A 24,001-nucleotide genomic window follows, 5' to 3' on the forward strand; every position below is an offset into this window, starting at 1 on the left:
ATAAAGATCGGGCCCCGGTCTTGATCCCGCATGACAGGTGATTTGATGCCACGCGCCAACGCGGCGCTCCCCGCCGCTGCTATCACCGACATCGCCAGCGCAGCTTACGTCGCCGAGACGCCCGGCACCGTGTCGCTGCCCTACCTGCGCACCGTGCTCGACTACGGCGAGGCCGCCGGCATCGCGCCGGCCGACCAGCTCGTGCTCGCAGGGCTCGATCCCGCCTTGCTCGACAGCCCGGCCGGCCCCGCCACGCGCATCGGCGTTGCGCACTACCTGACGCTGCTCGATGCGCTGGAGCGCGCCGCCGGTGATCCGCTGGCGGGCCTGCACGCGGGCGCGGCGTTCCGGCCGCGCCACTATGCCGAGATGGGCTATGTGGTGCTGACCACGCCCACGGTGCGCGAGGCCATCCTGCAGGGCATCCGCTACGAGGTGCTGGCCAACGATATCGGCCGCACCCGCCTGCATGAAACGGCGCAGGGCGCGTGGATGACGTGGGAGGCGCAGCACGGCCCGCTGTCGCGCCACGCGCACGAGCTGCACATGGCCACGTGGATCGGCTTTGCCCGCTGGCTGTTGGGCGACGGCTTCTTTGCCGAGCGTATCGAGTTTCCCCACGCGCCACCACCCGATGGCCACGCCGACGACTACAGCCGGGTATTCGGCTGCCCGGTGGTCTTCAACGCCGGGCGCCACGCCATGCACATCGATCCCGCGCTGCTGGCGCGCCCTTCGATGCAGGCCGATGCGCAAATGCAGGCACAGATGACGCGCATCGCCCAGGCCCAGCTGCGCGCGCTGGAGGCGGACGGCACCGGCGAGATCGCGCAGGCGCGGGCCTTTATCAGCGCGGCGCTGCATCGGGGCGAGGTGCCGATCGCGGCGGTGGCGGCGCATCTGCGCTTGCCGGTGCGCACGCTGCAGCGGCGGCTGCAGGCGCAGGGGCTGAACTACTCCGCGCTGGTCGACGGGGTGCGCCGCGCGCAGGCCGAGCATTACCTCGCCGACCCCGCCATCAGCCTCGCCCAGCTGGCCATGCTGCTTGGCTTTTCGGAGCAGAGCGCGTTCAGCCATGCGTTCAAACGCTGGACGCAGGAAACCCCGAATGCCTGGCGAAAGCGATTGCTGGGGCGCGCGCCGGGATAGCCAACGTCGCCTTTCTGCCATGTTCGACAGATTGGTGCCGGTTTCAAACGCAGCGGTGGGTACGCCCCTTGGTGCGGGAAAGCGCGCTTTCTTCCTGTTTTATGCGCTCAACAAGCCACTAAAATCCGCTAAAAATTAGAATGGCGATTCAAATCTCCGAGTTGACCCGGGGCGCTGGCGTGCCTACGATGACATTCATCAATGTCACAATCAAGGATGTTGCGACGCAATGCGGCATCCCGCCGTGCACGCCAGCGACACGAGAGACAGCTTATGAATGCGCCAGCAGACCTGCCCCCGGAGTTATCCACAGCCCAGCCGTCACCGCAGGGGCCCGGCCCCACCGAGCACATCGATATCGCCATCATCGGCACCGGGTTCGCCGGGCTGGGCATGGCGATCCATCTCAAGCAGGCAGGCCTGCATGACTTCGCGCTGTTCGAGAAGGCCGCCTCGGTGGGGGGCACGTGGCGCGACAACCACTATCCGGGCTGCGCCTGCGATGTGCAGTCGCACCTGTACTCGTTCTCCTTCGCGCCCAACCCCAACTGGTCGCGCATGTTTTCGCCGCAGCCGGAGATCCGCGCTTACCTGGAACGCTGCACCGACCAGTTCCGCCTGCGCCCCCACCTGCGCCTGAACCACGAACTGCGCCGCGCCGCATGGGACGACGCCAGCGGCACGTGGCAGCTCGACATGGCCGATGGCAAGCGCGTGCGGGCTCGCGTGCTGGTGTCGGGCATGGGTGGCCTGAGCCGGCCGGCGTATCCCAATATCCCGGGCCTGGCGCGCTTTCGCGGCGAGGCGTTTCACTCGCAGCACTGGAACCATGACTACGCGCTGGCTGGCAAGCGCGTGGCGGTGATCGGCACCGGCGCCAGCGCCATCCAGTTCGTGCCGCAGATCGCTGCGCAGGTGGCGCACCTGGACCTGTTCCAGCGCACGCCGCCGTGGATCATGCCCAAGCCCGATCGCAAGGTGTCAGCCGCCGAGCGCTGGCTGTTCCGCCGCCTGCCGCTCACGCAAAAGCTGATGCGCACCGGCATCTACTGGGCGCTGGAGTCGCGCGTGCTTGGCTTCGTGATCCATCCCAAGCTGATGACGGTGGTGGCGCGCATCGCGCGCCGCCATATCAAGCGGCAGATCGCCGATCCCGCGCTGCGTGCCACCGTCACGCCGGACTACACCATCGGCTGCAAGCGCGTGCTGATCTCCAACGACTATTACCCTGCGCTGGCGCGCGCCAACGTGGATGTGGTGACTTGCGGCATCGACCACGTGGAGGAAGACGCCATCGTGATGCGCGACGGCACCCGCCGCAAGGCGGACTGCATCATCTTTGGCACCGGCTTTCACGCCACCGATCCGATTCCGCGCGGCGCCATCCTCGGCCAGCGCGGCGCCGATCTGCTCGATGCCTGGCGCGATGGCGCCGAGGCGTACCTGGGCACCACCGTGGCCGGCTTCCCCAACCTGTTCCTGGTGGTGGGGCCGAACACCGGCCTGGGGCATAGCTCGATGGTGTTCATGATCGAGTCGCAGGTGAACTACATCCTCGGCGCGCTCAAGGCCATGGGCCAGCAGCGCGTGCAGGCCATCGACGTGCGCCCGCCCGCGCAGCGCGACTACAACGCGGGGCTGCAGCGCAAGCTGGCGGGCGCGGTGTGGTCGGAGGGCGGCTGCGTGAGCTGGTACCTCGACCCCAAGACCGGCAAGAACACCACGCTGTGGCCCGGGTTCACCTGGCAGTTCCGCCGCGCCACCGCACGCTTTCGCATGGCCGACTACGAGATCCGCCCGCTGATGCACCACGCGCTCGCACCCAATGCAGCCAACGCAGCCAGCGAAGCCAACCGGGCCATCGAGGCGTGAGCGCGTTGCGTGCCCGGCCGCGAAGCTGACCAGAAGCACACCAGAAGAACACCGAGGAGACACCGCATGAAGGATTTCAAGAACAAGGTGGCCGCCATTACCGGCGCAGGCTCCGGCATGGGCCGCTCACTGGCGCTCGCGCTGGCGCGCGAAGGCTGCCAGCTGGCGCTGTCGGACCGCAATGAAAAAGGCCTCGCGCAGACGGTGGCCGAGGTCATGCGCGCGGCGCCAGGCCTGGTGTTCACGCAGCACTGCGTGGATGTATCGGACCGCGCCGCGATGTACGCCTGGGCCGAGCAGGCCGCGCGCGCGCACGGGCGCATCAACCTGATTTTCAACAATGCCGGCGTGGCGCTGTCGAGCACCATCGAGGGCATGAGCTACGATGACCTCGAATGGATCATGGGCATCAACTTCTGGGGCGTGGTGCATGGCACCAAGGCGTTCCTGCCTTACCTGAAGGCCAGCGGCGACGGCCACGTGATCAATACGTCGAGCATCTTCGGCATCTTCGCGCAGCCCGGCATGAGCGGCTACAACGCGAGCAAGTATGCGGTGCGTGGCTTTACGGAATCGCTGCGCCAGGAGCTCGACATGCAGGCGTGCGGCGTGTCCGCGACCTGCGTGCACCCGGGCGGCATCAAGACCAATATTGCGCAGGCCAGCCGTATCTCCGCGAACGTCACCGGCTTCCTGGTGCACGATGAGCAGCAGGGCCGCGATGAGTTCGAGAAGTACTTCATCACCACGGCGGACAAGGCCGCGCGCGTGATCCTCAACGGCGTGCGCCACAACCGCCGCCGCGTGCTGATCGGCCCGGATGCGGTTGCCGCCGACATGATGGCGCGGCTGCTGCCCGCGGCCTACCAGAAGCTGGTGGTGTTCGACGCGCGCCGCAAAGGCCCGCTCGGCAAGCCTGCCGCGGACGTGCCCAACACGGTGCCGGCCAAGGCCAGCGGCAATGGCGGAGATGCGCAATGAACCGCGTCGCCATGCCGGCGGACAGCCGCCTCTCGCAGCCACCCGGCGCGCTCACGCGCTGGTTCGGCCAGGGCCGCGTAGGGCTGTTTAGCCTGTCGCGTGAAATGCTCGCCAGACGCTACGCGCTGCCCGCCTCGCGCTGGGTGCAGGTCATGGGCACGCTCGTGCATTACACCGATGAAGGCGTGCCCGGCGGCGAGCCGCTGCTGCTGATCCATGGTTTCGGCGCTTCGCTGCACACCTGGCAAGGTGTGCTGCCGGCACTCGCGCAACGCTATCGCGTGCTGCGCGTGGACCTGCCGCCCTTTGGCCTGACCGGGCCGTTGCGCGATGCGCGCGGGCGCATTCTCACCATGGATGTGGACACGTACCGCCGCTTTATCGACGCCTTCTGCGACGCCATCCACCTGCAGCGCGCCAGCGTCATCGGCAACTCACTGGGCGGCCTGATCGCATGGGACATGGCCGCGCGCCATCCCGGGCGCGTCGACAAGATGGTGCTGATCGATGCCGCCGGTTTCCCGATGAAGCTGCCGCTTTACATCGCGCTGTTCAACCACGCGCCGGTGCGCTGGTCGGCGCCGTGGCTGCTGCCGGAGTGCGTGATCCGCGCCGCCACGCGCGACGTCTACGGCGATGCCTCGCGGGTGGACGAAGGCACCTTCCGTCGCTATGTCGATTTCTTCTACGCCGAGGGCAGCCGCGAAGCGGTCGGCCGCATGGTGCCCAAGCTGGACTTCGACGCGCTCGACACGCAGGCGCTCAATGGCATCCGCTCGCCCACGCTGGTGCTGTGGGGCGAGCGTGACCGCTGGATCCCGCCGGCGCATGCGCAAGCCTTTGCCGGGCGCATTCCTGGCGCGCGGCTGCAGCGCTACGCAGGCCTGGGCCATATCCCGATGGAAGAGGATCCGCAGCGCGTGGCGGCGGACCTGCTGCCTTTTCTCGACGGGCGCTGAGGCCATCGCCGACATACGCAATGCACCCGACGCACCCGACGCATTCCACGAATCGACAGGAGTACTCATCATGATGCCAGTCCGACGCGATGTGCATCCCCACTTGCCCGCCAGCCGCATCGGCGACTGGCACGTGCGGGGCCGCCATGTCACCCACTTCGTCAACGCGCTCTCGATCTTCTTTCCGGCGGGCGAGCGCTTCTTCATGGACAGCGTGCGCGCCTATCGCGACGACGTGACCGACCCCGAGCTCAAGCGCGCCATCGCGGGTTTTATCGGCCAGGAGGCCATGCACACGCGCGAGCATATCCTCTACAACCGGCTGATGACGGATGCGGGCCTGCCCGCTGAGCCGCTCGACCGGTTCGTCGGCAAACTGCTCAACGTGCTGCGCAAGATACTGCCCAAGTCATGGCAGCTTGCGCACACCATCGCGCTCGAGCACTACACCGCGATGCTTGCCGGCGGGCTGCTGGCGGACCCGGACCAGATGGGCGGCTCCGAGCCCGGCTATCACCAGGTGTGGATCTGGCACGCGCTGGAAGAGACCGAGCACAAGGCGGTGGCCTACGACGTGTGGAATGCCGTGATGAAGCCGGGGCTATATCGCTATCTGCTGCGCACCTTCACCATGCTCACCACCACGGTGACGTTCTGGGCGATGGTGTTCGTATTCCACATCCGGCTGGTGATGGCGGATCGCGAGTGCCGCAACAAGCTCGGCGGCTTTGGCGGCGTGGTGCGTTTCCTGTGGGGCAAGCCTGGCGTGCTGCGCAAGATGATTCCGGAGTGGTTCGATTATTTCCGGCCGGGCTTCCACCCGTGGGATCACGACAACCGTGCGCAGCTGGCGCGCATCGAGCCGCTGATCGCGGAGATCGAGGCCACCTCCGCGCGCGCCGGCGTATCCAGCCGGGCGCCCTCGGTGAGGGCCGCGGCATGAAGGTCTGGCAGTGTGAGATTTGCGGGCTGGTCTACGACGAAGCCGCTGGCATGCCGGAGCATGGCATCGCGCCCGGCACGGCATGGAGTGCCGTGCCGGAAGACTGGAGCTGCCCCGATTGCGGCATGCGCAAGGGGGATTTCCAGATGGTGGCGCTTTAGCTAGCGGGCTAGAGCGGGTACGTACCTGTATCAGCGCCTGGCCTTGCGCGGCCCAGCCTTCGGCGCGTTGCCCGCGCCGCCGTCCTCCGGCGCGTCGTGCAAGTGCTCGATGATGGCCGCCACGCGGTCGCCGAGGTATTTATTGGCTGACTGTTCCATGGCCCGCATCATCTCCGCTTCTACCGCCACCATGGCCAGCGGGCGGATGCGCCAGAGGATATCCACCAGCCGCGGCACGTCCTGCGGCGGTGGCAGCTTGCCTTCACCGAAGCGGTCCAGCTCGCGCACCACCATGGCCACGATCCGGTCCGATACGGCTTCGAAGTGCCCGCGTGCGTGCTCGACGATGGACAGCACATCTTCCAGCGGAAATCCCGCGCGCGCGATCTCCGCGCCGGCAGCCAGCGTGCGCGGGCTGCGTGCGAGGTAGCCCATGCCGTCCGGCTCCAGCAGGCCGAGCGCGATGGCCTTGGCCAGCGCCGGGCGCGATATCGCGCGGCCGAACAGCTTGGCCAGCGCCAGGTAGGAGTAGTGGCGCGGCACTTCATCGGTCCACGGGCTGCTGATGGCGGATTCCAGCCCGAGGATGGAGCGCAGGTCATGCCCTTCCACGATGGCCTTGAGCAGCTCCTGGATATTGTTCAGCGTGTAGCCGCGCGCCAGCAGGTGGTTGATCAGCCGTAGCCGGCCCAGGTGCGTCTGCGTGTAGATGCCCACCCGGCCGCGCCGCTCGGGCGGATCGATCAGGCCGCGGTCCTGGTAGGAGCGCACATTGCGCACCGTGGTGCCGGCCGCCCGCGCCAGTTCGTCGATGGTGTATTCCGGCGGCGCGCCATTGCCATTGCCGGAGCCGGCGGCATCGTGGGCGGCGGACGCCGATGACGACGAGGAGGTGGGCGCAGTGCTGCGCTTGAAGAAGGCCATGGCAAAAATTCTACCCGAGTCGTGCGGCTGCCGTGTGTCGCATGCCGGGCGTTGCGCGCCGGGGCACGTACAGCTACAGCTACAATATTCGCAGCGCCGCTCTTCGCGGCGGCGGCATTTGCCTGGATCGTCCCCATTCAACTTCTGCGCGCGCCCTGGCGCGAGTCCTTATGCATATCCGCTGGCTGGAGGATTTTGTGTGCCTGGCCCAGGCCGGCAGCCTGGCGCGCGCGGCGGAGCTGCGTAACGTCACGCCGCCGGCATTCGGGCGCCGCATGCAGGCGCTGGAAGTCTGGGCGGGTGCGCCGCTGATCGATCGCAGCGTGTTCCCGGTGCGCCTCACCGATGAGGGGCGGCAGTTCCTGGAGGCCGCGCAGAGCGCGCTGCGCACGCTGGACGATACGCGCATGTCGCTGCGCGCGGCGCATCGGGCCGATGCCAGCACCGTGGTGATCGTCACCGGCAAGACGCTGGCGCGCTCGATGGTGCCGGCGTGGCTGGCCGGCCTGCGCCATGCGCTGCGCAACGACAAGGCGGCCGCGGGGTTTCGCACGCGGCTTTCCACCTTTCCCACGCACGACGCGCTGGCGATCTTCACCGAAGGCGACGCGGATTTCCTGCTTTGCTACAACTCGCCGGAGCAGCCGGTGACGCTGGACGGCGCGCGCTACCAATACCACCTTGTGGGCGAGGAACGCCTCGTTTGCGTGAGCGCGGCGGCGGATGGTGGCGGGCCACAGTACAAGTTGCTCGCACGCGGCCAGCGCGCCCCGGTGCCGATGATCGCCTACGCGCAGACGCTGACCCTGGGCCGCATGGTCAACGGCGAGATCGCGCGGCGCGGGCTGGCCAGCCGGCTCGACGTGATCGCGGTCAGCGATTTCGCCGAATCCGTGCATGAAATGGTGCGCCAGCGCATGGGCCTGGCGTGGCTGCCCGCGCGGCTGATCGCCGATGACCTGCACGCCGGTCGCCTGGTGCGCGCCGGGCTGGAGGTGGGCGGCGAAACGGATCTCGTGATGCAGATCCTGCTGTATCGCCCGCGCGCGCCCATGCGGGCGCTGGGCGAGGCCTTCTGGCATGCGGCGGTGGCGGGCTAGTTGTCCAGCGCCACGCGCTGGGTCCGCCTTGGCGTGGCTGGCGCCTGATCCCAGCCCCCGATCCCCCACCCTTGCCAAAACGGCAAGCGCCATTGCCAAAGCCGCACGTTGCTGCGCCCGCACGCTCTCTAAGATCGCCGCATGCCTGCATACCTTGCCTGTCTGCATACGGCGCAAATCTAAAAACGGAGAGACCTGCCATGAACAAACTGCTGCGTGCGGCTGCTGCCGCATCCTTCTGCCTGCTTGCCGGCGGCGCTGCCGCCTCGGGCTGGCCGACCAAGCCGATTTCCCTGGTGGTGGGCTACACCGCGGGCGGCAGCGTCGACCTGGTGGCCCGCACCATCGCGCCGGAACTGGGCAAGCGCCTGGGCCAGAGCGTGGTGATCGAGAACCTGGGCGGCGCGGGCGGCACCATCGGCGCGTCCAAGGTGGTCAAGGCCGACGCCGACGGCTACACGCTGCTGATGGGCTCGGGCAGCGAGGTCTCGATCGCGCGCCTGACCAACCCCGCTGTGCGCTACGACGGCGAGCGCGACCTGGCGCCGATCACCTTCGTCGGCACCCAGCCGATGGTGCTGGTGGGCAAGTCCGCGCTGCCGGCCAAGAACGCCGACGAGCTGATCGCGCTGGCCAAGGCGCAGCCGGGCAAGCTGGCCTATGCGTCGTCCGGCGTGGGCACGCCGCTGAACCTGGCCGGCGAGCTGATCAAGCAGCAAGGCAAGGTCAACATCACCCATGTGCCCTATAAGGGTGCGTCCGCCATGTCCACCGACTTGCTCGGCGGCCAGATCGACCTCGCCGTGATGGTGCTGTCTTCGGCACTGCCGCATATCCAGGCTGGCCGGGTCAAGGCCTACGGCGTGACCGAAGGGCACCGCGCCCAGGTGGCGCCCAACGTGCCCGCGCTGGCGGAAAGCAGCGCACTCAAGGGCGTGGACATGGGCGTGTGGTTTGGCCTGATGGCGCCGGCCAATACGCCGCGCGCCGTGGTCGATCGCCTGAACACCGAGATGCAGGCCGTGCTGGCCATGCCCGACGTGAAGAAGAAGCTGGCCGAGGCCGGCGTGGAAGTGGCGCCGGGCGGCCCGGGCCAGTTCGCCAGCTTTATCAAGCGCGAGACGGTGAAGTACAAGAGCATCGTGCAGACTGCCGGCATTCACGAATAAGGGGACGGCGGCAGGCGTACCATTTGCTTGTCGCAAGTGGCGGTGCCGGCGGTTGCCGCCCGCCCGCCTTCCCTGCTTCTTTCGCTGTTCAGTCGCTATCACTGGCAATCTTGCCGATCAAAAAACATGACGACCACTGCCCCCAGCTTCGACGCATACCCGGTTGAAGTCGAATTCCCCGATATCTCCGCCTACGCCACCGGCAACGCCGGCGTGCCCTATGTCCACACCTTCGACAGCGGCGTGCCCGGCCCGCACGTGATGGTCAATGCGCTGACCCACGGCAACGAGGTGTGCGGCGCCATCACCGTCAAGGCGCTGCTGGACCTGGGCCTGCGCCCGCGCCGCGGCCGCCTGACGCTGGCCTTTGCCAACGTCGACGCGTACCACAGCTTCGATGCCGCCCGCCCGGATGCGTCGCGCTATGTCGACCAGGATTTCAACCGCGTGTGGACGGCCGCCGTGCTCGACGACACCACCCGTGACTCGTCCGAGCTGCGCCGCGCACGCGCCATGCGCCCGGTCATCGATACCGTGGACCTGCTGCTCGACCTGCACTCCATGCACGAGAAGAGCTTGCCGCTGATCGTGTCCGGCCCGCTCGACAAGGGCATCGCCCTGTCGCGCGCCGTGGGCGCGCCCGCCAATGTGATCGTGGACGAGGGCCATCCGGAAGGACGGCGCATGCGCGACTACGCAGGCTTTGGCGACCCGGCCAGCGCCAGGAACGCGCTGTTGATCGAATGCGGCCAGCACTGGGAAACCGCTGCCGTGGGCGTGGCCCAGGACAGCACCGCGCGCTTCCTGCTCCATGCCGGCGTGATCGATGCGGGTGACGTGCCTGCCGGCTGGCTCCTGCCCGTGGCGCCGCAGCGGGTGGTACGCGTGACCGAGCCCGTGGTCGCCAGCAGCATGGATTTCCGCTTCGCCGGCCCATACACCGGGCTGGAAACCTTCGCCGAAGCCGGCACCGTGATCGGCTGGCGCGACGGCGAGCCGGTGGTCACACCGTATCCGGATTGTGTGCTGGTGATGCCGTCGCTGCGGCAACTGCGCCCGGGCGTGACCGTAGTGCGGCTGGGGCAGGTGGTAGGCTGAGCGGCTGATTTAAGTGCGCAGATGCGCACTTATCGCTGCAATGGGTACGCTGTCGTCAAGGCGGCGGTGTTCAGGCTGGCGTAGCTGGCGATTGCGGGGCGGCCGGCGCACCTGGCGTGCCTGCCGTGGACGGCTTTGGCCGCATGCCGGGCAGCAATTGCTCGAACAGCTCGTCGATCTTCATCTCGGGCGGGACCAGGTTGCTCAGGTTGATGCCGCCGGCGCTGCGCAGGGCGTCGTAGTTCGCCTTGCCGGCACGCTCGCCGTTGATATAGACGATGATCTCTGCCGTACTCAGGAAATCGCGCCAGTAGGTCTGGCGTTGCATGTAAACCGTGGCGGTATAGGGGCACGACGCCACCGACGAGCCGGGCGACAGCATCTTGAACTCAAAGCCGCGCTGCTGCACCGCGTCGCGGATGAATTCCGCATAGGCATTGCCGCCGCTGCCCGGGTTGGCGATCACGCAAAACAGCGTGCCGTCGGCCGGCTGCATGGAGGCGATACGGTCGCCGCGGTCGACCGGGACGACAGCCTGGTACGTGGCGCAGCCGGTGACCAGCAAGCCTAGGCTGGCGGCTAGCAGTGCTTTTTTCATGATGTTCCTGGAAACGCTGGTGCAAGGGTGCCGAACCGTGTTGTCGGCATGCGCTCCAGGCAACTTTAGGCCATTGCGGCGGCGGCAATCGTTGGAACAGAGCGGGTAAACCGGTCCTGTGCCGGTCCAGCGCCGGTTCTGCTGCGGTTCTGTGGCTCGCCCGAGGTTAGCCTCAGAGCACAATGGCCTGCCGGCAGCGTAGCGCCATCACCTGCGCCTCGAAGGCGCGGGCCGCGCGCTGCGCGAGCTGGTCGCGGCGGCCGCCCGGGCGGCCATGATCCACGGCGAGGCGACCGAGCCCGGTCACCCGCCACTCGCGGCGCGTGATGGCGAGAATGTTGGCGAGAGCCTGGACTTGCTGGACTTGGCGGGCAGGCAGCGTGCCCCGGGAGAGATCTTCCATCATGATATTCAGCGCGGCCCTCGCTCCGGGGGAGCTTCGGGCCGCTTTGCCTTGTCCCGTCGTTGACGTTTGTTCGTATCGTGATGGAAAGATAGACAACGCCGGAACGCGCCATTATCGATAGCGCACCGATCCTGCTGTGGGATGTGTCCTACATGCCGCCGGAGTGGCGATTGGCGTACTGGTTAACCGAGGGGAGGGGGGGAGACAGCCGTCGTCATGGCGCGCGGTCTTGGCCCGGTTGGTGGCCTCAGGCCTTTGCCGCCCCCCCGCTGGCCATCGTGCCCACCACCATCAGGCAGATCGCGGCAAGGAACACCCCCACCAGCAGGATCTGCAGGCGCCCCACCGGGCGGCCCTTCAGGAAGGCGTTGCTGATGAACGGTGGCGAGACCAGGCCCACCACGGTGACGATCAGGATGGTCAGGGCGAGTACGGAAAGCAGGGTTTGCATGCTGGATGTCGATCTGGGTAAATCTGGCTAAGTCAGTGCTCGCGCTCAGTTGGCGCCGCCACGCACAAGGCAATCTTCAAGGACGGGCGAGCCTTCCACCTGGCCCGCGCCGGTGCATTCCACGGCCACCTTCTGTCCGCGCCGGACCATGGTGCCGCGCGCTTCCACCTCGCAGGTGCGCCCGGCGGGGCCGCAGATCTGGATCGGCAGGAGCTTGGCGCGCACCACCAGGGTCGGGCTATTGGAGCGGATATCCAGGAAGACCGTGTCGTTTCCCTCGCGCCGCACGCCGCTGGCCACGCCCTCCACGATGAAATACTTGCCCAGGTAGCGGTCGTTGGCCGCGCCGGCGTTCTCCTGGTAATCGTCGACAAGGGTGTCCGCCTGGTACTGCGGCAGGATGTCGGTGGAGCGGTTCGGGTCGATGCTGATCGGGTCCAGCGTGCCGTTCTTGGGCACGCCGCGCGCGCCGGCGTTGGGCTCTGGCACCGCCGCGGACGCTGCCGCGACCGGCTCGGGGGCCGGCTCTTCCTGCTGCTCTTCATGGTTGCCGGTGAGCCACAACATGCCAAGGACGGCAAGGGCGACAACGCCGATAAGGATTTGCTGGGTACGGTTCAACATCCGGGGTTTCCTGCGATAGAAATGGGCCATTGCGCTGTCAGGCACCGGCTGCGCGCATCGATCGCGCGCACTGTGCGCCGGCACGCTCGGCTCGGCTGCCAGCCCGCCTGTGGCAAGGCCTGGCGGTGCCAAGCCAGGTGTTCGGGCGGGACTTGCCAAAAAAGTTGCCCACAGCTTTGCCCACAGGGTTGTTCGGTCTTCTCCACAGACTTGTCCACAGCCTGGGCGGGGTGCCGTGTGGGGATCCGGGCGGGCATGCGCATGCACTTCATGGCGATGGCGTGACGTAAGGCTGGCTTGCTACGGGGCTGCCTGGCTGCGCCGCATCAAGCTGCAACCGGCAAGCCGCGATCAATGAAGGTGCCGCAGCCCGGTTTCGTCGTCGTCTTCGTCCTCGTCTTCCCAGTCTTCATGTTCGACCGGGGTGTCAGGCGCCATGTCGAACACCATCGAGTGGTGCTGCACGGTGAACCAGTCACGGAACTGCTGCAGCGTCAGCGTTTGCGGCCACAGGCTTTCGTCGAACCACTCCCCCAGCATGAATTCGAACAAGGCGCGCCAGCGCTGTTCCACCCACTGCAGCGCTTCCGACGTGGTCGAGACATCGTCCGGCACCAGGAACACACTCTGGTCCTCGCGTACATGCTCAAGGGTCAGCGTGGCTACCGGGTCGATATCCACGGCCATGATCCATTCGAAGAAAGGCTGCTGCGGCACCAATACGACGAGCGAGCGATTGAGGGTAAAGCGGGGATGATCGGTCATGGCAGGGGCTCGTTCGCTGAAACGGCCCATTGTAGCGGTTGGCCGTGCCCGCATGCGATTCATCGGTGGGCCGGCGGCCCGGCATTGCCAGGCCGCCGCCCGCCGCGGATCAGCACGCCTAGATGATGGGCCGTTCGCGCCTGGCGGGGTCGGCGCCAAATGCGTCCCGCGTCGGCAAGGCGGCGGATGGCGGGGGCGGCGCTGGCGTGGGAGTCCGGTCGGGGAACAACATGTCCTTGAGCCCCAGGAAGCGTTTTTCGATCAGGTGCCAGCTCAGCAAGGCCGCTGCGATGGAGGCACACAGGCACGCCGCCGAAAAGCCCAGCTGCCACGGGATCTGGCTGCCGAACAACAGGCGCGGCTCGCCGAACGCCTTGACCGCCACCACGCGGATGATCGGGTGGAACACGTAAAGCGCGTAGCTGTATTTGCCCAGGAACACCAGGTACCGGTTGCTGAACACGACGTGCCGGTCCGTGGCGCAGGCCGCGTAGATCAGGCCCACCGCCACCATGGCAACCACCGAGAAGCCCACGGTGTAGATCAGCGGGCTGGATTCCAGCCGGGAACCCATGGCCGCCAGCCCGCCCGCCAGCACCAGCAGCGCCAATGGCGCCGCCTTCACCAGCCAGGGCTTGAAGTGCAATCCGCGCCGGACCGCCATCGCCAGCAACGCGCCCGCCACCAGGCCATCCAGCCGGGCCGGCGTGAACACCGAAATGGCGTCCGCGCTGAAGCCTTGCAACACCATGCCGACACGCACCGCCAGCGTTCCCGCCAGCAGCACCAGGCAGAGCCGGCGCATGGCGGCCAACGGCAGCAGCAGCACCAGCAAGGGCCACACGGCGTAGAACTGCTCCTCGATGGCAAGCGACCACAAATGCCCCGCGCCCGCGCCGAAGAACGTGCCGGTCAGCGCCTGCTTGAGGTTGGACAGATACAGCACGAACCACGGCCAGCTGGCCTGCACCGCCTCCAGCTTGGCCTGCTCAAAGGCGCCGACGCGGTGCGAGATCAGCGGGAACAGCAGCAGAAACAGGACGGCCAGATAGAAGTAGTACAGCGGAAAGATGCGCAGCACGCGGCGCCCGTAGAACGCGCGCAGGAAGTTGGGCGCGCCCTTGGTGCGCAGCAGGATGCCCGTGATCAGGAATCCCGACAGCGCAAAGAAGATATCCACGCCAATCCACCCCGTCATCGACAACTGGTAGAACAGGCGGTCGAGCGGCAGGTCCGACACCAGGCCCACATGGGCAAAGTGATAGAGCATGACAATCAGGACCGCCAGGCCCCGCACACCGTCGAGCGCGCAAACGTGCGTACCGTCTCGGTTCATGTTCACTCCCTGCCTGGGATGGCCACGCCCGGCGCGGGCGGGCCCACCGGGCTGCCGTGGTGCAATGTCAAAAGGTACCGCGCGGCCTGGCCTGCGTTGGTGTGGCAGCCAACACAGCCCAACCCAGGCCAACACACAGGCCAGCAGTGCAACGCCCGCTTACAAGGCCTGCTGCGGCAAGTCCTGGAGCGGTTCGGCCTCGACGCTGCGCGCGGGCGCGCCGCCCTCCTCGCTCCCCGCCTCCATGGCTGTTGCCCGCGCTCGTTTGCCAAGCCAGCTCCTGAGCCGCAGAAATGGCGCTTCGACCAGCACGTAGCTCAGCGCCGCGGCTGCTAGTGCCTCCAGGATGCAATAGGGGAAGCGCAGCGCCAGCGGCGACGCCGTGCTGGTAAACAGCTGCTGCCAGACGTACAAGCTGAACGAGATCGTGCCCACGAACACAAAGGCCTTGCTCCGGAGCAGGCGCGATATCCACAACTCGGGCCGCTCCACCACAGCGAGGATCAGCAGGCCCACCGCCGCCGCCAGCGCCACCGGGCCATAGGTCGCCGTCCAGATGCCGCCGGCCAGGGTGCCGATGACCGGCAGGCCAAGCAGCAGTACCAGGATCAGCGCCGGCAGCACGAATGCGCCGGCGAAGCGTGCGTTCAGCTGCGCCTTGAGCCGCTCGCGGTCCAGGGCGATGTAGCATCCCATCAGCACCGGGTCCACGCCCGTGTGCAGCATCAACCCCAGTTGACCGCGCAACGAAGGCGTTGTGAAATAGCAGAGCACCCGCACCAGCGGCATCAGCAAGATCACCAGCACCAGCCAGCGCGGGTCCTTGCCGCGCAGCAGCAGCAACAGCACCGGCGGCCACAGCCAATAAAACTGCTCGTCCAGCGCCAGCGTCCAGAAATGGCCGAGCAGCCACGCGCCGGTGGGATGCGCCATGTTGACGTTGCCCAGCCCGAGCAACTCGGAGTAATTCCAGAGGTGCGCGGCCGCAAACAGGAGCTGCCGCGCATCCACATCGATCAGCCCGACGATGCCGAACAGGCCAAGCGCGATCAGGTAGACATAGAAAGCCGGCCAGATGCGCAGCGCGCGGCGGCCATAGAAACGCATCAGCTTGATGGAGCCGCAGGCGCGCCACTCAGCCTGCAGCAGCTCCGTAATCAGGAAACCGCTCAACACGAACGAGATGAACACGCCGACGCCGCCATTCGCGAAATACCGCAGTGGCACAAGCAATCCCGTGTACCCCCCCTTGGCCATGTGCTCCGCATGGCTGATGACCACCAGCATGACCGCGACGCTGCGAAGCCCGGTCAGCTCTAGAACGCGACGGCTCATTTTTCCTACCCCTCAAGGTATCGGGGGGCGCGGTACTCTGCCATGCCCCCCTCGCTTGCCGCCGCGCCACAACGCTCTGCGGCGTCGCGGTGGCCGCGCGCGGCGCGCGCAACCGGTGAGCATGCGGAATGAATCTAGCTTGCCCCGCCGGCGCGCTCTGTGCGCCGGCATACCAAGTGCGTGCTAACGTGCAGGAATGACAAACGCGCGGCTACCGGTTCGGCGGCAAGGAGGCAGGCGCCATGGGATTCAAGGTCGGAATGGCGCTGGCGGCGGAGGGCCTGCTCTTTGCGGCCCTGCTGTTTGGCGCGGCGGGTACGCTGGCCTGGCCCGCCGCCTGGACTTATCTCATCCTGTTTTTTGGCGGCGGCTATTGGCTCACGCAACGCCTGGCGCGGCACGATCCGGCACTGCTCGCCGAGCGCATGAAGATGCCGCTGCAACGCGGCCAGCCGTTCTGGGACAAGATCCTGCTGCCGTTCGTGCTCGTGGCGTGGATCGCCTGGATGGTGCTGATGGGCCTGGATGCGGTGCGCTTTCACTGGTCCGCGATGCCGCTGTGGCTGCAGTGCCTGGGCGCAGTACTGCTGGTGCTGTCATTTCTCCTGATCGACCGCGTGTTTCACGAAAACACCTTCCTCGCGGCCGTGGTCAGGATCCAGGCCGAGCGTGGGCACCGGGTGGTGTCGAGCGGCCCCTACGCCGTGGTTCGCCACCCGCTCTACGCCACCATGCTGGTGTTCCTGCCGGCCAATGCGCTGATGCTCGGCTCCTGGTACGGCGTGGCCGCATCGCTGGTGCTCATTGGCGCCATCGTGTTTCGCACGGCAATGGAAGACCGCGAGCTGCAGCGCGGCCTCAAGGGCTACGCGGCCTATGCGGCCCGGGTGCGATACCGGCTGGTCCCGTTCGTCTGGTAGCTCATCAGGCGTCAGGCGTCAGGCGTCAGGCGTCAGGCAGGCAGCCGGTCTTTGCCGCGGTCTTTGCTACTGATCGCAGCGGATTGCCGACGATCAGCGCATCGCAGCCTCAGTGAATCTGCATCCCGCGCATGGCGTGGATGCGATCGTGATGCCACTGTATGCCCTCGTACTGGCGCTGCACCACCGCGCGGATCTCGGGCGGCATGTCCTTCATCAGCGCCGACTGGTACTCGCGCTTTGCCGTTTCCTCATCGCGCTCGCAGAGTTGCAGCACCGCATCGTCGTTGTGCGGTGCGATCACGTGCAACACTTCCATCCAGCCGCGATGCAGCGTGCCGCCCATGCTGCCGCGATCCCGGGGCTCCGCGCCCAGCGATGTCACCAGTGCCTGCAACTCCATCACCGAGGCGCGGCACGATTCCGCCGTGCCCGTAAGGATCGCGCGTATCTCGGGGTTATGCACCTCGCGGGCGCCGGTCGTGCAGCTGAGCTCGCCGTCCTTGCCGACCTCGATCAGGTGGTTCAGGGTGCCGACGATTTGTCCTTGCGCGTTGGTCATGATGATCTCCTTGCCGGTCTTGCATGGACAGGAGCCCGTGCGAATTCTCGTGCGAATTCTCGTGTGAACCCCCGCGTACATCCGCGCCGCACGCTACACGCCTGGCGTCGATGCCCGTCCGGGATTCAGGCCCCTGCTTCCTGTGCTTGCTTTGCCTGGTTGGCTTGCCGCGCGGCACTTCTGCTATTGGCTCGCGCGCTGGCAGCCGCGTGGACCAGCGGCGGGCGAGATGGGGTGGGATTTCAGTATAGGAGGGTGTGCGGACTCGTTGGGGGGGAGCGCTGACCGGTTTGTGCGCTGCAGCTTGCCGGAACCGGCCCGCATGCGCTCACCTGCACTTTGCGCTAGCCAAGCCACAAAAAAACCGCAAAATCTGCAAACCGGCTGCCGGTAGATTGCACGCCATGGAGACCACATGAAACCCGAGACCCGAATCCAGTACGCCCAACGCATGGAACCCGTCCTGCGGTGGCTGGCAAGCCACCCCGACGCCGACCCGGAGCTGTACCAACTGGCCGACCTGGCCTGCCTGTCGCCGTATCACTTCCATCGCGTCTATCGCGCCATGATGGGAGAAACGGTGAACGCCACGGTACAACGCATCCGCATGCACCGTGCGGCAATCGCGCTGGCGGGTACCGAAGCTTCATTGCGTGATGTGGCGCTGCGCGCCGGCTACGAGTCGGACGCAGCGTTCAACCGGGCATTTGGCGCGGCCTTCGGCATACCGCCGGGGCGTTATCGCGCAGCCCGCTCCGGTCCCTTCAACCCTCAGGAGCTAGGCATGTATCCCATCACGATCGAAACCTTTCCCGGCACCGTTCTGGCCACGCTGCCCCATCGTGGCAGCTATCAGGAAATCGGCCCGGTGTTCACCCGCGTCTTCATGCTGGCGGCCAGCCGGGGCCTTGCCAGCCCGGACGCCATCGGCTTTGGCGTGTACTTCAGCGATCCCGAGCAGGTGCCGGTAGCGCAATTGCGCTCGCTGGCCGGCATGCCGGTTGCGCCGGATGCCGACCTGGGCGAGGAACTAGAGCGATTCGACATCCCGGCGGGCCGCTGCGCGATACTGACTTACACAGGCCCCTACAACGAGATGGGCAAGGCGTACAACTGGATGTTCTCGGAATGGCTGCCGACCAGCGGGGTCGTGCCGGCGGACTTTCCCATGTTCGAGCAGTACGTGAACGATCCTCGCACCACGCCGCCCGCGCAGTTGCAGACGCGGATCTGCATGCCGGTGAAGCAGGGCTGACGCGCACCGCACAGGCACGCCTGTTTCCGCGCGCGGACATTCCCCCCGCGCCGGGGTAACGACGCCTGCCGGGGTGATCATGCGGATTTCAGAATTTCCGCTATCGGCCACGTACAGGTAGCCGCTTGCATCGAGCGCCACGCCAAACGGGTTCTTGAACGAAGCGGCGGTCCCGGTGCCGTCGGCGGAGCCCGCCGTTGTGGAACCCGCCAGGGTGGACACCCGCGCTTGCACTGCGCCGCAGGAAATCGTCACGTTCGTCACCGCTGCTGTGGCGACGCCGTTGTTCAGCAGGTTCTATGCAAAAAATGGGAAATTTCGCAATGACAATGAGTGCGATTCGCATTTATTATCTGAGCGTTAGGTTATCCAACGATAAGCGCTTACCTCAGCAGGCCTAACACGCAGATCTATTGCTCGGTGCCGGATATGGTCTTTGCGAAGGAAGACGCTACAAATCTCACATTCAGGAGCAACGCTTCGGGCCGGGACGGAAGCGAAACCAGGTTCAATGGCTTGTGCATATTTCAAGCCATTGCTGCCGGTTCCTTGGTTTTCAACTATCGGAGGTTTCAAAATGATCCGCCATTCTTTCGGCTTGGTTCTGCTTCGTAAACTGCCAATCCAGTGTTTTGGTTTCCCCCGGTGGAAATCAGTGCTTGCTGTCACCTTTGTCGGATTGTTAACTGGATTGTCGCTCGCAGAGAACGGGACGGCCGACGCAGAAAACCTCCCTCTTCCAGTAGCTATTGCCGCAGGCATCGTTGCATCGTGGGCCGCTTTTATTCTTATCTACGCAATTCTCAATTGGTGGGTTCGGCGCGGTGCTCGCTGGGACGGCAAAGGGGACCTGTTTAATCTTCTGGCAGCCGCCACTTTGTTTTCTGGCATTATTTCAGGCGTACTATTTTTGTTTATTGATTCGCCTGTCGTCATGCTTGTGGTTTGGTTGTACTCGATCTTGATTGCCGTGGAGGCTCTAAGTACGACCATGGAAAATGTGACTCGCATTTATTCACTCTGCGGAGTCTTGATGGCACAGGCCATTTCCATGTTGTTCTGCGCACTTATTCTTACGACCCTCTTCTCCATATTCCTCAGATTTGTCAAGAACTGATCGATCTGAGCCGGATCGGCTATGCCAGCTTTGCCTGCCAAGGAAATGAAGGAAACCGATGGTGCGGTGTTCCCCGCCGCTGTATGGGGTGGGATGATGTTGGGGGAAGGTTAATCCCCACATTGTAGTCTCGCCGACTCTTTGGGAGATTCCCTTGGAAAAACTAAAGACCGTCATTGGATCCCTGATTTATTTCCTGTTTGAGGTTTGTGTGGGGATGATAGCCGGGTATCTTCCCGCTATCATAATTGGCCTTGCTTTGTATTTCCTGGGGATGGAAGCCAAGGATTGGATAGAGAGAATATTCTCGAGGTCATGATCAGGCGGTCTTGGAGAGATAGATTGAAGCGTTTGATGGTTATCCATCCTTGGGGTGATCAGGCTATCCGCTAGCGTAGTCGCGGTTTCTCACGATGCATAGCCTGGCCGGGCTACGCCCACTCGGCAGACTGCCGGAGCGCTCGACCAGTGAACGATCCAGGTACGTCCCTAAGTCCCCTCGCTTTGCCATCGCCTCTTCTTCTTTCTTGCCGGCTGTCCTTGCTGCCCGCCATCCATGTCAGTCCGCTCCGCCAGCACCTTCTTCGCCAGACTCATTCCCTCGATCATCGCCGACCTGCGCAGAATAGCGAGTCGTTCCCGCGGCGAAACGACGGTTGAGGACTTGCAGGCCGAGGCCTGGCTGGTGGCGAATGAACTGAGCAGGGATCGCGACCCACCTCCGGACGCGGGGGACACAGGATTTCATCAGCAGATCCTGGGGAGGCTCTACAACCGCTTCGTGAAGTTCGCCGACAAGCGATTTCGCTTTGCGGTGCGCCTGGACGAGCAGCGCGAGGACGACGACGGCGGGATGCGAGAGAACCCTATTGCAACCGCTCTGGCGGCGCCAGAAGCTTCGGACCCGTCCTTCGCTCTGGCCGCGCGAGAGGAGTGGCGCTCGCAGGAGCAGCAAGTACTGGGCCGGTTTGCCGAGGCCGTTGCCTACCTCCGGGTCTTCGCGAACATGGGGGACGACCGAGCAGCCATCGCAGACCACTTTGCGATTGCGGCCTGCACCCTTCGCCGACGACTACGGCGGGCAGAGTACATGGTGAAGCTGCAGACGTCCCTGTTCGACGGTATCGCATCCATTCCCGATGACTTCGTGCCGCCTCGGCGGGCGCGGAAGTACCCGCCGGGAATCCATGATGCCGAGGATCCGCCAACGGCTCGCGGGCAGGGCCGGTTGTTTATTCGCGCCTACATCCCGATACGCAGGTGTTGATGGCGCCCCCTCAAACCGCGGAAGGTTGTCGGGGAAACCTCATAGCGTTCGGCATTGTGTGCGCAAAGATCTGCCCGGGCCATGAGCCGGGCACCTTGCCGCACAAGGGTTTGGCGGCCCATCATTGGCGTCGCTTGGAACCCTTGCTATTCGATTACAATACAGAAGCTAGCGACGTACCGCAAGTGGTTGAACTACAAAGCGATTTCTGACGTCCGTGGCGGATTGTGTACTTACCTGTGTACTAAAAATCACGTATACCACTACCTATCCACACCAACCATTGGTGACCTGCTACTGTTGGCTGAGCAGTGGGTCGCCCTACTTTTTCAATAGTTGGGTAAGCGCCGCGTCATTTTCGAGTCGACGTTTCAGTCTTTTGACTTCAGCCTCATCCGTGAATATCTCCGATGCCACGGCTAGCGCTCGGTCGAGAACAGTCTTCTTATGGAGCGGAATTTCTTTGATAATCTGATTAATTCTTGACTCCGGTATTGCTTCACCCCCCGGTTCCTCCAACGTCAGACGCTCGCGTAGAAATGTCAGGGCCTTGTCATCGGGAACCCATATCGCAGAATCCCTGAGTGTATTCTTGATTTTTTCTTGGAGTTTTGCTTGTTCCCAGTCCTCAGTACCAACACGGGAGTACATTTGACCAACAAGCCATCCGAGCTTTGCTTGGAACGCACCATTTAGTTCCAATAGCTTAGCATCAAGGCATTTTTTGTAATGCTCCCCAGCCTTGATCGCAATTGAAAGGCCAAGAATAGCGCAATAGTCGTGATGTAATTCTGTGCTAGAGGACTCCAAAAAGAATAGTCCAGATTCGTTATTGTTATAAAGGCGCTGTAAAAATTCCGTCAGCTTTCCCTTGGATTTGGAAACCCCAACCGGGAGAACAGTGTTTAGGTTTGAATCAGTAAGCTCCGCGACCTGTTTGTCTAATATGTGTTGGAGTCGCCGAACGGGAGCGATAGTTATATATGGTGCTTTGCAAACTCCACCGTGGCGCTCAACGAGATCGCAACTCTGGGTGAGCACCATAAAATACTCATTCTTTGGGCTGTTGTAGAAGTGCGGATGGACGAGTTTTAGTAACTCGTCCATAGCTTCTGTCCGCTTTAGAATATCACCCTGCATTAACTCCGTCTTCGACGGGTTCTCCGCGTAGGTAAAGTGTGAGGCGGTCATTCTGCTTAAGCTGATGCACCTCTGTTGAGGAGGCGGGGTTCCCGTTTTTAGCGCGCCAATGTAGTAGTATTGGTCTGGAGAGGGGTAACACCTTGGAGTTCGCCGTTGATGTTTCGAATCAACTCCGCGCGTGATATGGAGGCCGGATCAACGGAAAGAAGCACTTTTCCAGGCCTACCCTCTGCAGTTGCTTTTAGGTATTTACCCTCAATCAAATTCACGTCCCCTGTGCGCAGGGTGTCGACGCGTAAGCTCACCATTTTTGGCGTACCTGCGACCACTTGCATCGTTCCCGAGCTAAAACTCGTGGAGGATCGGACGAATCCCTTATTGCTGGTCTTGGACATCTTGCAGGTCTCCAAAGATATTCTGAATCATCTCGCGGGCAATTCGCAGGCTTTCCGTAATTCGCAATCCTCGGCCTTGGCCGTTGAGAATCTCGACTGCATCTGATGCCTGCGTGATCGGATGGTGGAAATTAAACTTCACGACTAAGCTGGCGCCATCGAAGGTCTGGTCGAGATTTATGATAACGTCGTCTCGTCGCAAACTTGTAACAATCTTGTCACCGGCGACATCAAACCCCTCTGGAGCGAAATCTACTACACGTTGACGTGCCGCTGTGAAAACGTTCAGTGTCTCAGGATCCGGATTCTCATCGCGAAACTCAAAATTGTGGCCCAACCCCGTAACCGGTGTGTGTCGCAGTTCGGCGAGAATTCGAGCCCCAATCCCTTCGATGTGTTCGAGGGCCGGAACGGTAGTGGTCGCGGGGAACAAAATCAGGGAATCATTTCGTGCCGAAAATGAAATGCCATCCATTTCATATCGGGGAAACTCAAAAAGGACCCCAACGGGCATTGCGACCCGCACTTGGTGTTGTTCACCCGCAGCCCTGCCCAGCGGGTGCCGTAGCATCCACTCGGGGGTAAGAATCGCCGGGTTCCATGCACCGGCGATTACAAGTGTTGTCTCGTTCGATGCGATTCTCATGCCGATGCGTTGCTGGGATGACCATATGTGGCTATCTGAAGATCATAGCAGTATTCCCCACGCACCCCCTGATGCCACAGGGGGCGCAACGTACGGCCCACCGCATATCGATCGAGATCGCGTGGAAGCTTATTCGTCGAAGTCCCGCGCTATATCGCCGCAATAGTAGTCGCGATAGAAGCGCCACCCGCCCATTGCGCAGCCAATGAGTGCAAGCACTGGCCAGGCGGCATACGCGATCGGGAGCGGTGGCTCACATGCGACAGCGCCTGGCAGGATGCTCGTTGCCATACAGGGAACAGTGTTGACAACGTAGGCGCCAATGAGCGCTATAACGGCCCATAGCCACCACCGCACCGATTCCCAAAAGAACCGGTTCTGGAGCTGCTGCATCGTTGGGCGAACTCGGCGCCTGGGCATGGCATTCAGTCTAGTTTGAGTAGCCCTACTTTGCCGCATTGCTGGTCACTTTCCAGCCCCACGACGGAGGGGCATGTTCGAGCGAGCTTATAAGAAGTTGCCTGCTATGCCCCACCCCTGTGGGGTGAGCGGTTCCCCACTTATCGCCGAAGATCCTACGGCCACCTGGCAAACCAAAATGGAGAGAGACATGGCAGACAACCTGAATCTGCGGGGACCCGCAGACCGATCGCGCATCAATGTCAACGAGCGCTGGGAAGTGGAGTACTGGACCAAGCACTATGGTGTGTCCGAGACCAAACTCCGCGACGCGGTGGCCAAAGTTGGCGTCATGGCCGACGCGGTACGCAAGTATCTGGGCAAGTAAGCAATCAAGCCTCCCGGAAATACGGGAGGCTCTTGCAC

Annotated in this window: 26 protein-coding genes; 14 read left to right on the plus strand and 12 right to left on the minus strand. The window is 64.2% G+C overall.

Translation table 11 applies throughout. The annotated features are described in order from the left end of the window. Positions 1-45: 45 nt before the first annotated feature. The 6 genes from AC07XB_RS06435 to AC07XB_RS06460 all read left to right on the plus strand — a co-directional run bounded on the left by AC07XB_RS06435 (position 46) and on the right by AC07XB_RS06460 (position 6,065). A complete protein-coding gene (locus AC07XB_RS06435) occupies positions 46-1,149 on the plus strand; it encodes an AraC family transcriptional regulator (protein ID WP_492827566.1) in 1,104 nt (367 codons plus the stop codon). 273 nt (positions 1,150-1,422) lie between these two features. Continuing rightward, positions 1,423-3,021: a flavin-containing monooxygenase gene (locus AC07XB_RS06440; RefSeq protein ID WP_492827564.1), complete on the plus strand. Its 1,599-nt coding sequence runs from the start codon at positions 1,423-1,425 to the stop codon at positions 3,019-3,021. Positions 3,022-3,087: 66 nt separating this feature from the next. Next, positions 3,088-4,002 carry an SDR family NAD(P)-dependent oxidoreductase gene (locus tag AC07XB_RS06445; protein WP_492373242.1) on the plus strand — a complete coding sequence of 305 codons (915 nt, stop codon included), beginning with the start codon at positions 3,088-3,090 and terminating at the stop codon, positions 4,000-4,002. Then, entirely contained in the window at positions 3,999-4,961 is a 963-nt protein-coding gene (locus AC07XB_RS06450) for an alpha/beta fold hydrolase (protein ID WP_492809232.1), read from the plus strand. Before AC07XB_RS06445 ends, AC07XB_RS06450 begins: the two co-directional genes overlap by 4 nt. Positions 4,962-5,031: 70 nt before the next feature. Then, positions 5,032-5,904, plus strand: coding sequence for a metal-dependent hydrolase (locus AC07XB_RS06455; protein WP_492373240.1), 873 nt, complete (start codon positions 5,032-5,034; stop codon positions 5,902-5,904). After that, positions 5,901-6,065 carry a rubredoxin gene (locus tag AC07XB_RS06460; protein WP_253929397.1) on the plus strand — a complete coding sequence of 55 codons (165 nt, stop codon included), beginning with the start codon at positions 5,901-5,903 and terminating at the stop codon, positions 6,063-6,065. Before AC07XB_RS06455 ends, AC07XB_RS06460 begins: the two co-directional genes overlap by 4 nt. Positions 6,066-6,095: 30 nt before the next feature. On the opposite strand, the gene AC07XB_RS06465 is transcribed toward AC07XB_RS06460, so the two are convergent. Next, complete coding sequence (locus AC07XB_RS06465) at positions 6,096-6,989, minus strand: MerR family transcriptional regulator (RefSeq protein ID WP_492827562.1); 894 nt, start codon at positions 6,987-6,989, stop codon at positions 6,096-6,098. Between the two features lie 170 nt (positions 6,990-7,159). Here AC07XB_RS06465 and AC07XB_RS06470 point away from each other — a divergent pair, with 170 nt between their 5' ends. The 3 genes from AC07XB_RS06470 (at position 7,160) to AC07XB_RS06480 (ending at position 10,356) form a co-directional block, all read left to right on the plus strand. After that, complete coding sequence (locus AC07XB_RS06470; RefSeq protein ID WP_492373237.1) at positions 7,160-8,089, plus strand: LysR family transcriptional regulator; 930 nt, start codon at positions 7,160-7,162, stop codon at positions 8,087-8,089. Between the two features lie 200 nt (positions 8,090-8,289). Further along, positions 8,290-9,258, plus strand: a complete 969-nt coding sequence (locus AC07XB_RS06475) for a Bug family tripartite tricarboxylate transporter substrate binding protein (protein ID WP_416050054.1) — start codon at positions 8,290-8,292, stop codon at positions 9,256-9,258. A gap of 126 nt (positions 9,259-9,384) precedes the next feature. After that, positions 9,385-10,356 (plus strand): M14 family metallopeptidase, encoded by a 972-nt coding sequence (locus tag AC07XB_RS06480; RefSeq protein ID WP_492827560.1) that lies wholly within the window; start codon positions 9,385-9,387, stop codon positions 10,354-10,356. A gap of 70 nt (positions 10,357-10,426) precedes the next feature. Here AC07XB_RS06480 and AC07XB_RS06485 read toward each other — a convergent pair whose 3' ends face one another. From AC07XB_RS06485 to AC07XB_RS06515, 7 genes are all read right to left on the minus strand, one after another. Further along, positions 10,427-10,954 (minus strand): hypothetical protein, encoded by a 528-nt coding sequence (locus tag AC07XB_RS06485; RefSeq protein WP_492373235.1) that lies wholly within the window; start codon positions 10,952-10,954, stop codon positions 10,427-10,429. Between the two features lie 172 nt (positions 10,955-11,126). Continuing rightward, the gene (locus tag AC07XB_RS06490) at positions 11,127-11,360 is read right to left on the minus strand and encodes a hypothetical protein (RefSeq protein ID WP_492827558.1); all 234 of its coding nucleotides are present in this window, start codon (positions 11,358-11,360) and stop codon (positions 11,127-11,129) included. Between the two features lie 247 nt (positions 11,361-11,607). Then, the gene (locus tag AC07XB_RS06495; RefSeq protein ID WP_174424410.1) at positions 11,608-11,811 is read right to left on the minus strand and encodes a hypothetical protein; all 204 of its coding nucleotides are present in this window, start codon (positions 11,809-11,811) and stop codon (positions 11,608-11,610) included. A 45-nt stretch (positions 11,812-11,856) separates the two neighbouring features. Then, complete coding sequence (locus tag AC07XB_RS06500; protein ID WP_492373233.1) at positions 11,857-12,435, minus strand: OB-fold protein; 579 nt, start codon at positions 12,433-12,435, stop codon at positions 11,857-11,859. Positions 12,436-12,786: 351 nt separating this feature from the next. After that, the gene (locus AC07XB_RS06505; RefSeq protein ID WP_416050059.1) at positions 12,787-13,200 is read right to left on the minus strand and encodes a hypothetical protein; all 414 of its coding nucleotides are present in this window, start codon (positions 13,198-13,200) and stop codon (positions 12,787-12,789) included. A gap of 118 nt (positions 13,201-13,318) precedes the next feature. Continuing rightward, the gene (locus tag AC07XB_RS06510; protein WP_492827556.1) at positions 13,319-14,536 is read right to left on the minus strand and encodes an acyltransferase family protein; all 1,218 of its coding nucleotides are present in this window, start codon (positions 14,534-14,536) and stop codon (positions 13,319-13,321) included. A 159-nt stretch (positions 14,537-14,695) separates the two neighbouring features. Continuing rightward, a complete protein-coding gene (locus AC07XB_RS06515) occupies positions 14,696-15,871 on the minus strand; it encodes an acyltransferase family protein (RefSeq protein ID WP_492373231.1) in 1,176 nt (391 codons plus the stop codon). Positions 15,872-16,113: 242 nt separating this feature from the next. Here AC07XB_RS06515 and AC07XB_RS06520 point away from each other — a divergent pair, with 242 nt between their 5' ends. After that, a complete protein-coding gene (locus AC07XB_RS06520; RefSeq protein WP_492827554.1) occupies positions 16,114-16,791 on the plus strand; it encodes a methyltransferase family protein in 678 nt (225 codons plus the stop codon). 109 nt (positions 16,792-16,900) lie between these two features. Here AC07XB_RS06520 and AC07XB_RS06525 read toward each other — a convergent pair whose 3' ends face one another. Beyond that, the gene (locus AC07XB_RS06525) at positions 16,901-17,353 is read right to left on the minus strand and encodes a PA2169 family four-helix-bundle protein (RefSeq protein WP_006162538.1); all 453 of its coding nucleotides are present in this window, start codon (positions 17,351-17,353) and stop codon (positions 16,901-16,903) included. 415 nt (positions 17,354-17,768) lie between these two features. Here AC07XB_RS06525 and AC07XB_RS06530 point away from each other — a divergent pair, with 415 nt between their 5' ends. From AC07XB_RS06530 to AC07XB_RS06540, 3 genes are all read left to right on the plus strand, one after another. Continuing rightward, a complete protein-coding gene (locus AC07XB_RS06530) occupies positions 17,769-18,608 on the plus strand; it encodes an AraC family transcriptional regulator (protein WP_492827552.1) in 840 nt (279 codons plus the stop codon). A 577-nt stretch (positions 18,609-19,185) separates the two neighbouring features. Further along, the gene (locus AC07XB_RS06535; protein WP_492827550.1) at positions 19,186-19,725 is read left to right on the plus strand and encodes a hypothetical protein; all 540 of its coding nucleotides are present in this window, start codon (positions 19,186-19,188) and stop codon (positions 19,723-19,725) included. 556 nt (positions 19,726-20,281) lie between these two features. After that, positions 20,282-20,992, plus strand: coding sequence for a hypothetical protein (locus tag AC07XB_RS06540; RefSeq protein WP_492827548.1), 711 nt, complete (start codon positions 20,282-20,284; stop codon positions 20,990-20,992). Between the two features lie 321 nt (positions 20,993-21,313). Here the strand turns inward: AC07XB_RS06540 and AC07XB_RS06545 are convergent, their stop codons facing one another. From AC07XB_RS06545 to AC07XB_RS06555, 3 genes are all read right to left on the minus strand, one after another. Continuing rightward, a complete protein-coding gene (locus AC07XB_RS06545; RefSeq protein ID WP_492827546.1) occupies positions 21,314-22,099 on the minus strand; it encodes a hypothetical protein in 786 nt (261 codons plus the stop codon). A 131-nt stretch (positions 22,100-22,230) separates the two neighbouring features. Beyond that, positions 22,231-22,530, minus strand: a complete 300-nt coding sequence (locus AC07XB_RS06550) for a hypothetical protein (RefSeq protein ID WP_492827544.1) — start codon at positions 22,528-22,530, stop codon at positions 22,231-22,233. Continuing rightward, positions 22,511-23,176: a hypothetical protein gene (locus AC07XB_RS06555; protein ID WP_492827542.1), complete on the minus strand. Its 666-nt coding sequence runs from the start codon at positions 23,174-23,176 to the stop codon at positions 22,511-22,513. The genes AC07XB_RS06550 and AC07XB_RS06555 overlap by 20 nt, the downstream gene beginning before the upstream one ends. A 610-nt stretch (positions 23,177-23,786) precedes the next feature. Between AC07XB_RS06555 and AC07XB_RS06560 the strand changes: the two genes are divergently transcribed. Continuing rightward, a complete protein-coding gene (locus tag AC07XB_RS06560) occupies positions 23,787-23,963 on the plus strand; it encodes a DUF3606 domain-containing protein (protein WP_492827540.1) in 177 nt (58 codons plus the stop codon). The last annotated feature ends 38 nt before the right edge of the window (positions 23,964-24,001 follow it).

Source organism: Cupriavidus sp. GW821-FHT02F09 (assembly GCF_059421605.1).

Bases quoted from the DNA above. Each gene is read 5' to 3' on its own strand.
- AC07XB_RS06525 (WP_006162538.1), bottom strand. From the start codon at position 17,353: ATGACCAACGCGCAAGGACAAATCGTCGGCACCCTGAACCACCTGATC.
- AC07XB_RS06540 (WP_492827548.1), top strand. From the start codon at position 20,282: ATGTCAGTCCGCTCCGCCAGCACCTTCTTCGCCAGACTCATTCCCTCG.
- AC07XB_RS06485 (WP_492373235.1), bottom strand. From the start codon at position 10,954: ATGAAAAAAGCACTGCTAGCCGCCAGCCTAGGCTTGCTGGTCACCGGC.
- AC07XB_RS06505 (WP_416050059.1), bottom strand. From the start codon at position 13,200: ATGACCGATCATCCCCGCTTTACCCTCAATCGCTCGCTCGTCGTATTG.
- AC07XB_RS06500 (WP_492373233.1), bottom strand. From the start codon at position 12,435: ATGTTGAACCGTACCCAGCAAATCCTTATCGGCGTTGTCGCCCTTGCC.
- AC07XB_RS06545 (WP_492827546.1), bottom strand. From the start codon at position 22,099: ATGGACGAGTTACTAAAACTCGTCCATCCGCACTTCTACAACAGCCCA.
- AC07XB_RS06495 (WP_174424410.1), bottom strand. From the start codon at position 11,811: ATGCAAACCCTGCTTTCCGTACTCGCCCTGACCATCCTGATCGTCACC.
- AC07XB_RS06480 (WP_492827560.1), top strand. From the start codon at position 9,385: ATGACGACCACTGCCCCCAGCTTCGACGCATACCCGGTTGAAGTCGAA.
- AC07XB_RS06510 (WP_492827556.1), bottom strand. From the start codon at position 14,536: ATGAACCGAGACGGTACGCACGTTTGCGCGCTCGACGGTGTGCGGGGC.
- AC07XB_RS06550 (WP_492827544.1), bottom strand. From the start codon at position 22,530: ATGTCCAAGACCAGCAATAAGGGATTCGTCCGATCCTCCACGAGTTTT.
- AC07XB_RS06450 (WP_492809232.1), top strand. From the start codon at position 3,999: ATGAACCGCGTCGCCATGCCGGCGGACAGCCGCCTCTCGCAGCCACCC.
- AC07XB_RS06440 (WP_492827564.1), top strand. From the start codon at position 1,423: ATGAATGCGCCAGCAGACCTGCCCCCGGAGTTATCCACAGCCCAGCCG.
- AC07XB_RS06555 (WP_492827542.1), bottom strand. From the start codon at position 23,176: ATGAGAATCGCATCGAACGAGACAACACTTGTAATCGCCGGTGCATGG.
- AC07XB_RS06560 (WP_492827540.1), top strand. From the start codon at position 23,787: ATGGCAGACAACCTGAATCTGCGGGGACCCGCAGACCGATCGCGCATC.
- AC07XB_RS06530 (WP_492827552.1), top strand. From the start codon at position 17,769: ATGAAACCCGAGACCCGAATCCAGTACGCCCAACGCATGGAACCCGTC.
- AC07XB_RS06445 (WP_492373242.1), top strand. From the start codon at position 3,088: ATGAAGGATTTCAAGAACAAGGTGGCCGCCATTACCGGCGCAGGCTCC.
- AC07XB_RS06460 (WP_253929397.1), top strand. From the start codon at position 5,901: ATGAAGGTCTGGCAGTGTGAGATTTGCGGGCTGGTCTACGACGAAGCC.
- AC07XB_RS06475 (WP_416050054.1), top strand. From the start codon at position 8,290: ATGAACAAACTGCTGCGTGCGGCTGCTGCCGCATCCTTCTGCCTGCTT.
- AC07XB_RS06455 (WP_492373240.1), top strand. From the start codon at position 5,032: ATGATGCCAGTCCGACGCGATGTGCATCCCCACTTGCCCGCCAGCCGC.
- AC07XB_RS06470 (WP_492373237.1), top strand. From the start codon at position 7,160: ATGCATATCCGCTGGCTGGAGGATTTTGTGTGCCTGGCCCAGGCCGGC.
- AC07XB_RS06465 (WP_492827562.1), bottom strand. From the start codon at position 6,989: ATGGCCTTCTTCAAGCGCAGCACTGCGCCCACCTCCTCGTCGTCATCG.
- AC07XB_RS06515 (WP_492373231.1), bottom strand. From the start codon at position 15,871: ATGAGCCGTCGCGTTCTAGAGCTGACCGGGCTTCGCAGCGTCGCGGTC.
- AC07XB_RS06490 (WP_492827558.1), bottom strand. From the start codon at position 11,360: ATGATGGAAGATCTCTCCCGGGGCACGCTGCCTGCCCGCCAAGTCCAG.
- AC07XB_RS06435 (WP_492827566.1), top strand. From the start codon at position 46: ATGCCACGCGCCAACGCGGCGCTCCCCGCCGCTGCTATCACCGACATC.
- AC07XB_RS06535 (WP_492827550.1), top strand. From the start codon at position 19,186: ATGATCCGCCATTCTTTCGGCTTGGTTCTGCTTCGTAAACTGCCAATC.
- AC07XB_RS06520 (WP_492827554.1), top strand. From the start codon at position 16,114: ATGGGATTCAAGGTCGGAATGGCGCTGGCGGCGGAGGGCCTGCTCTTT.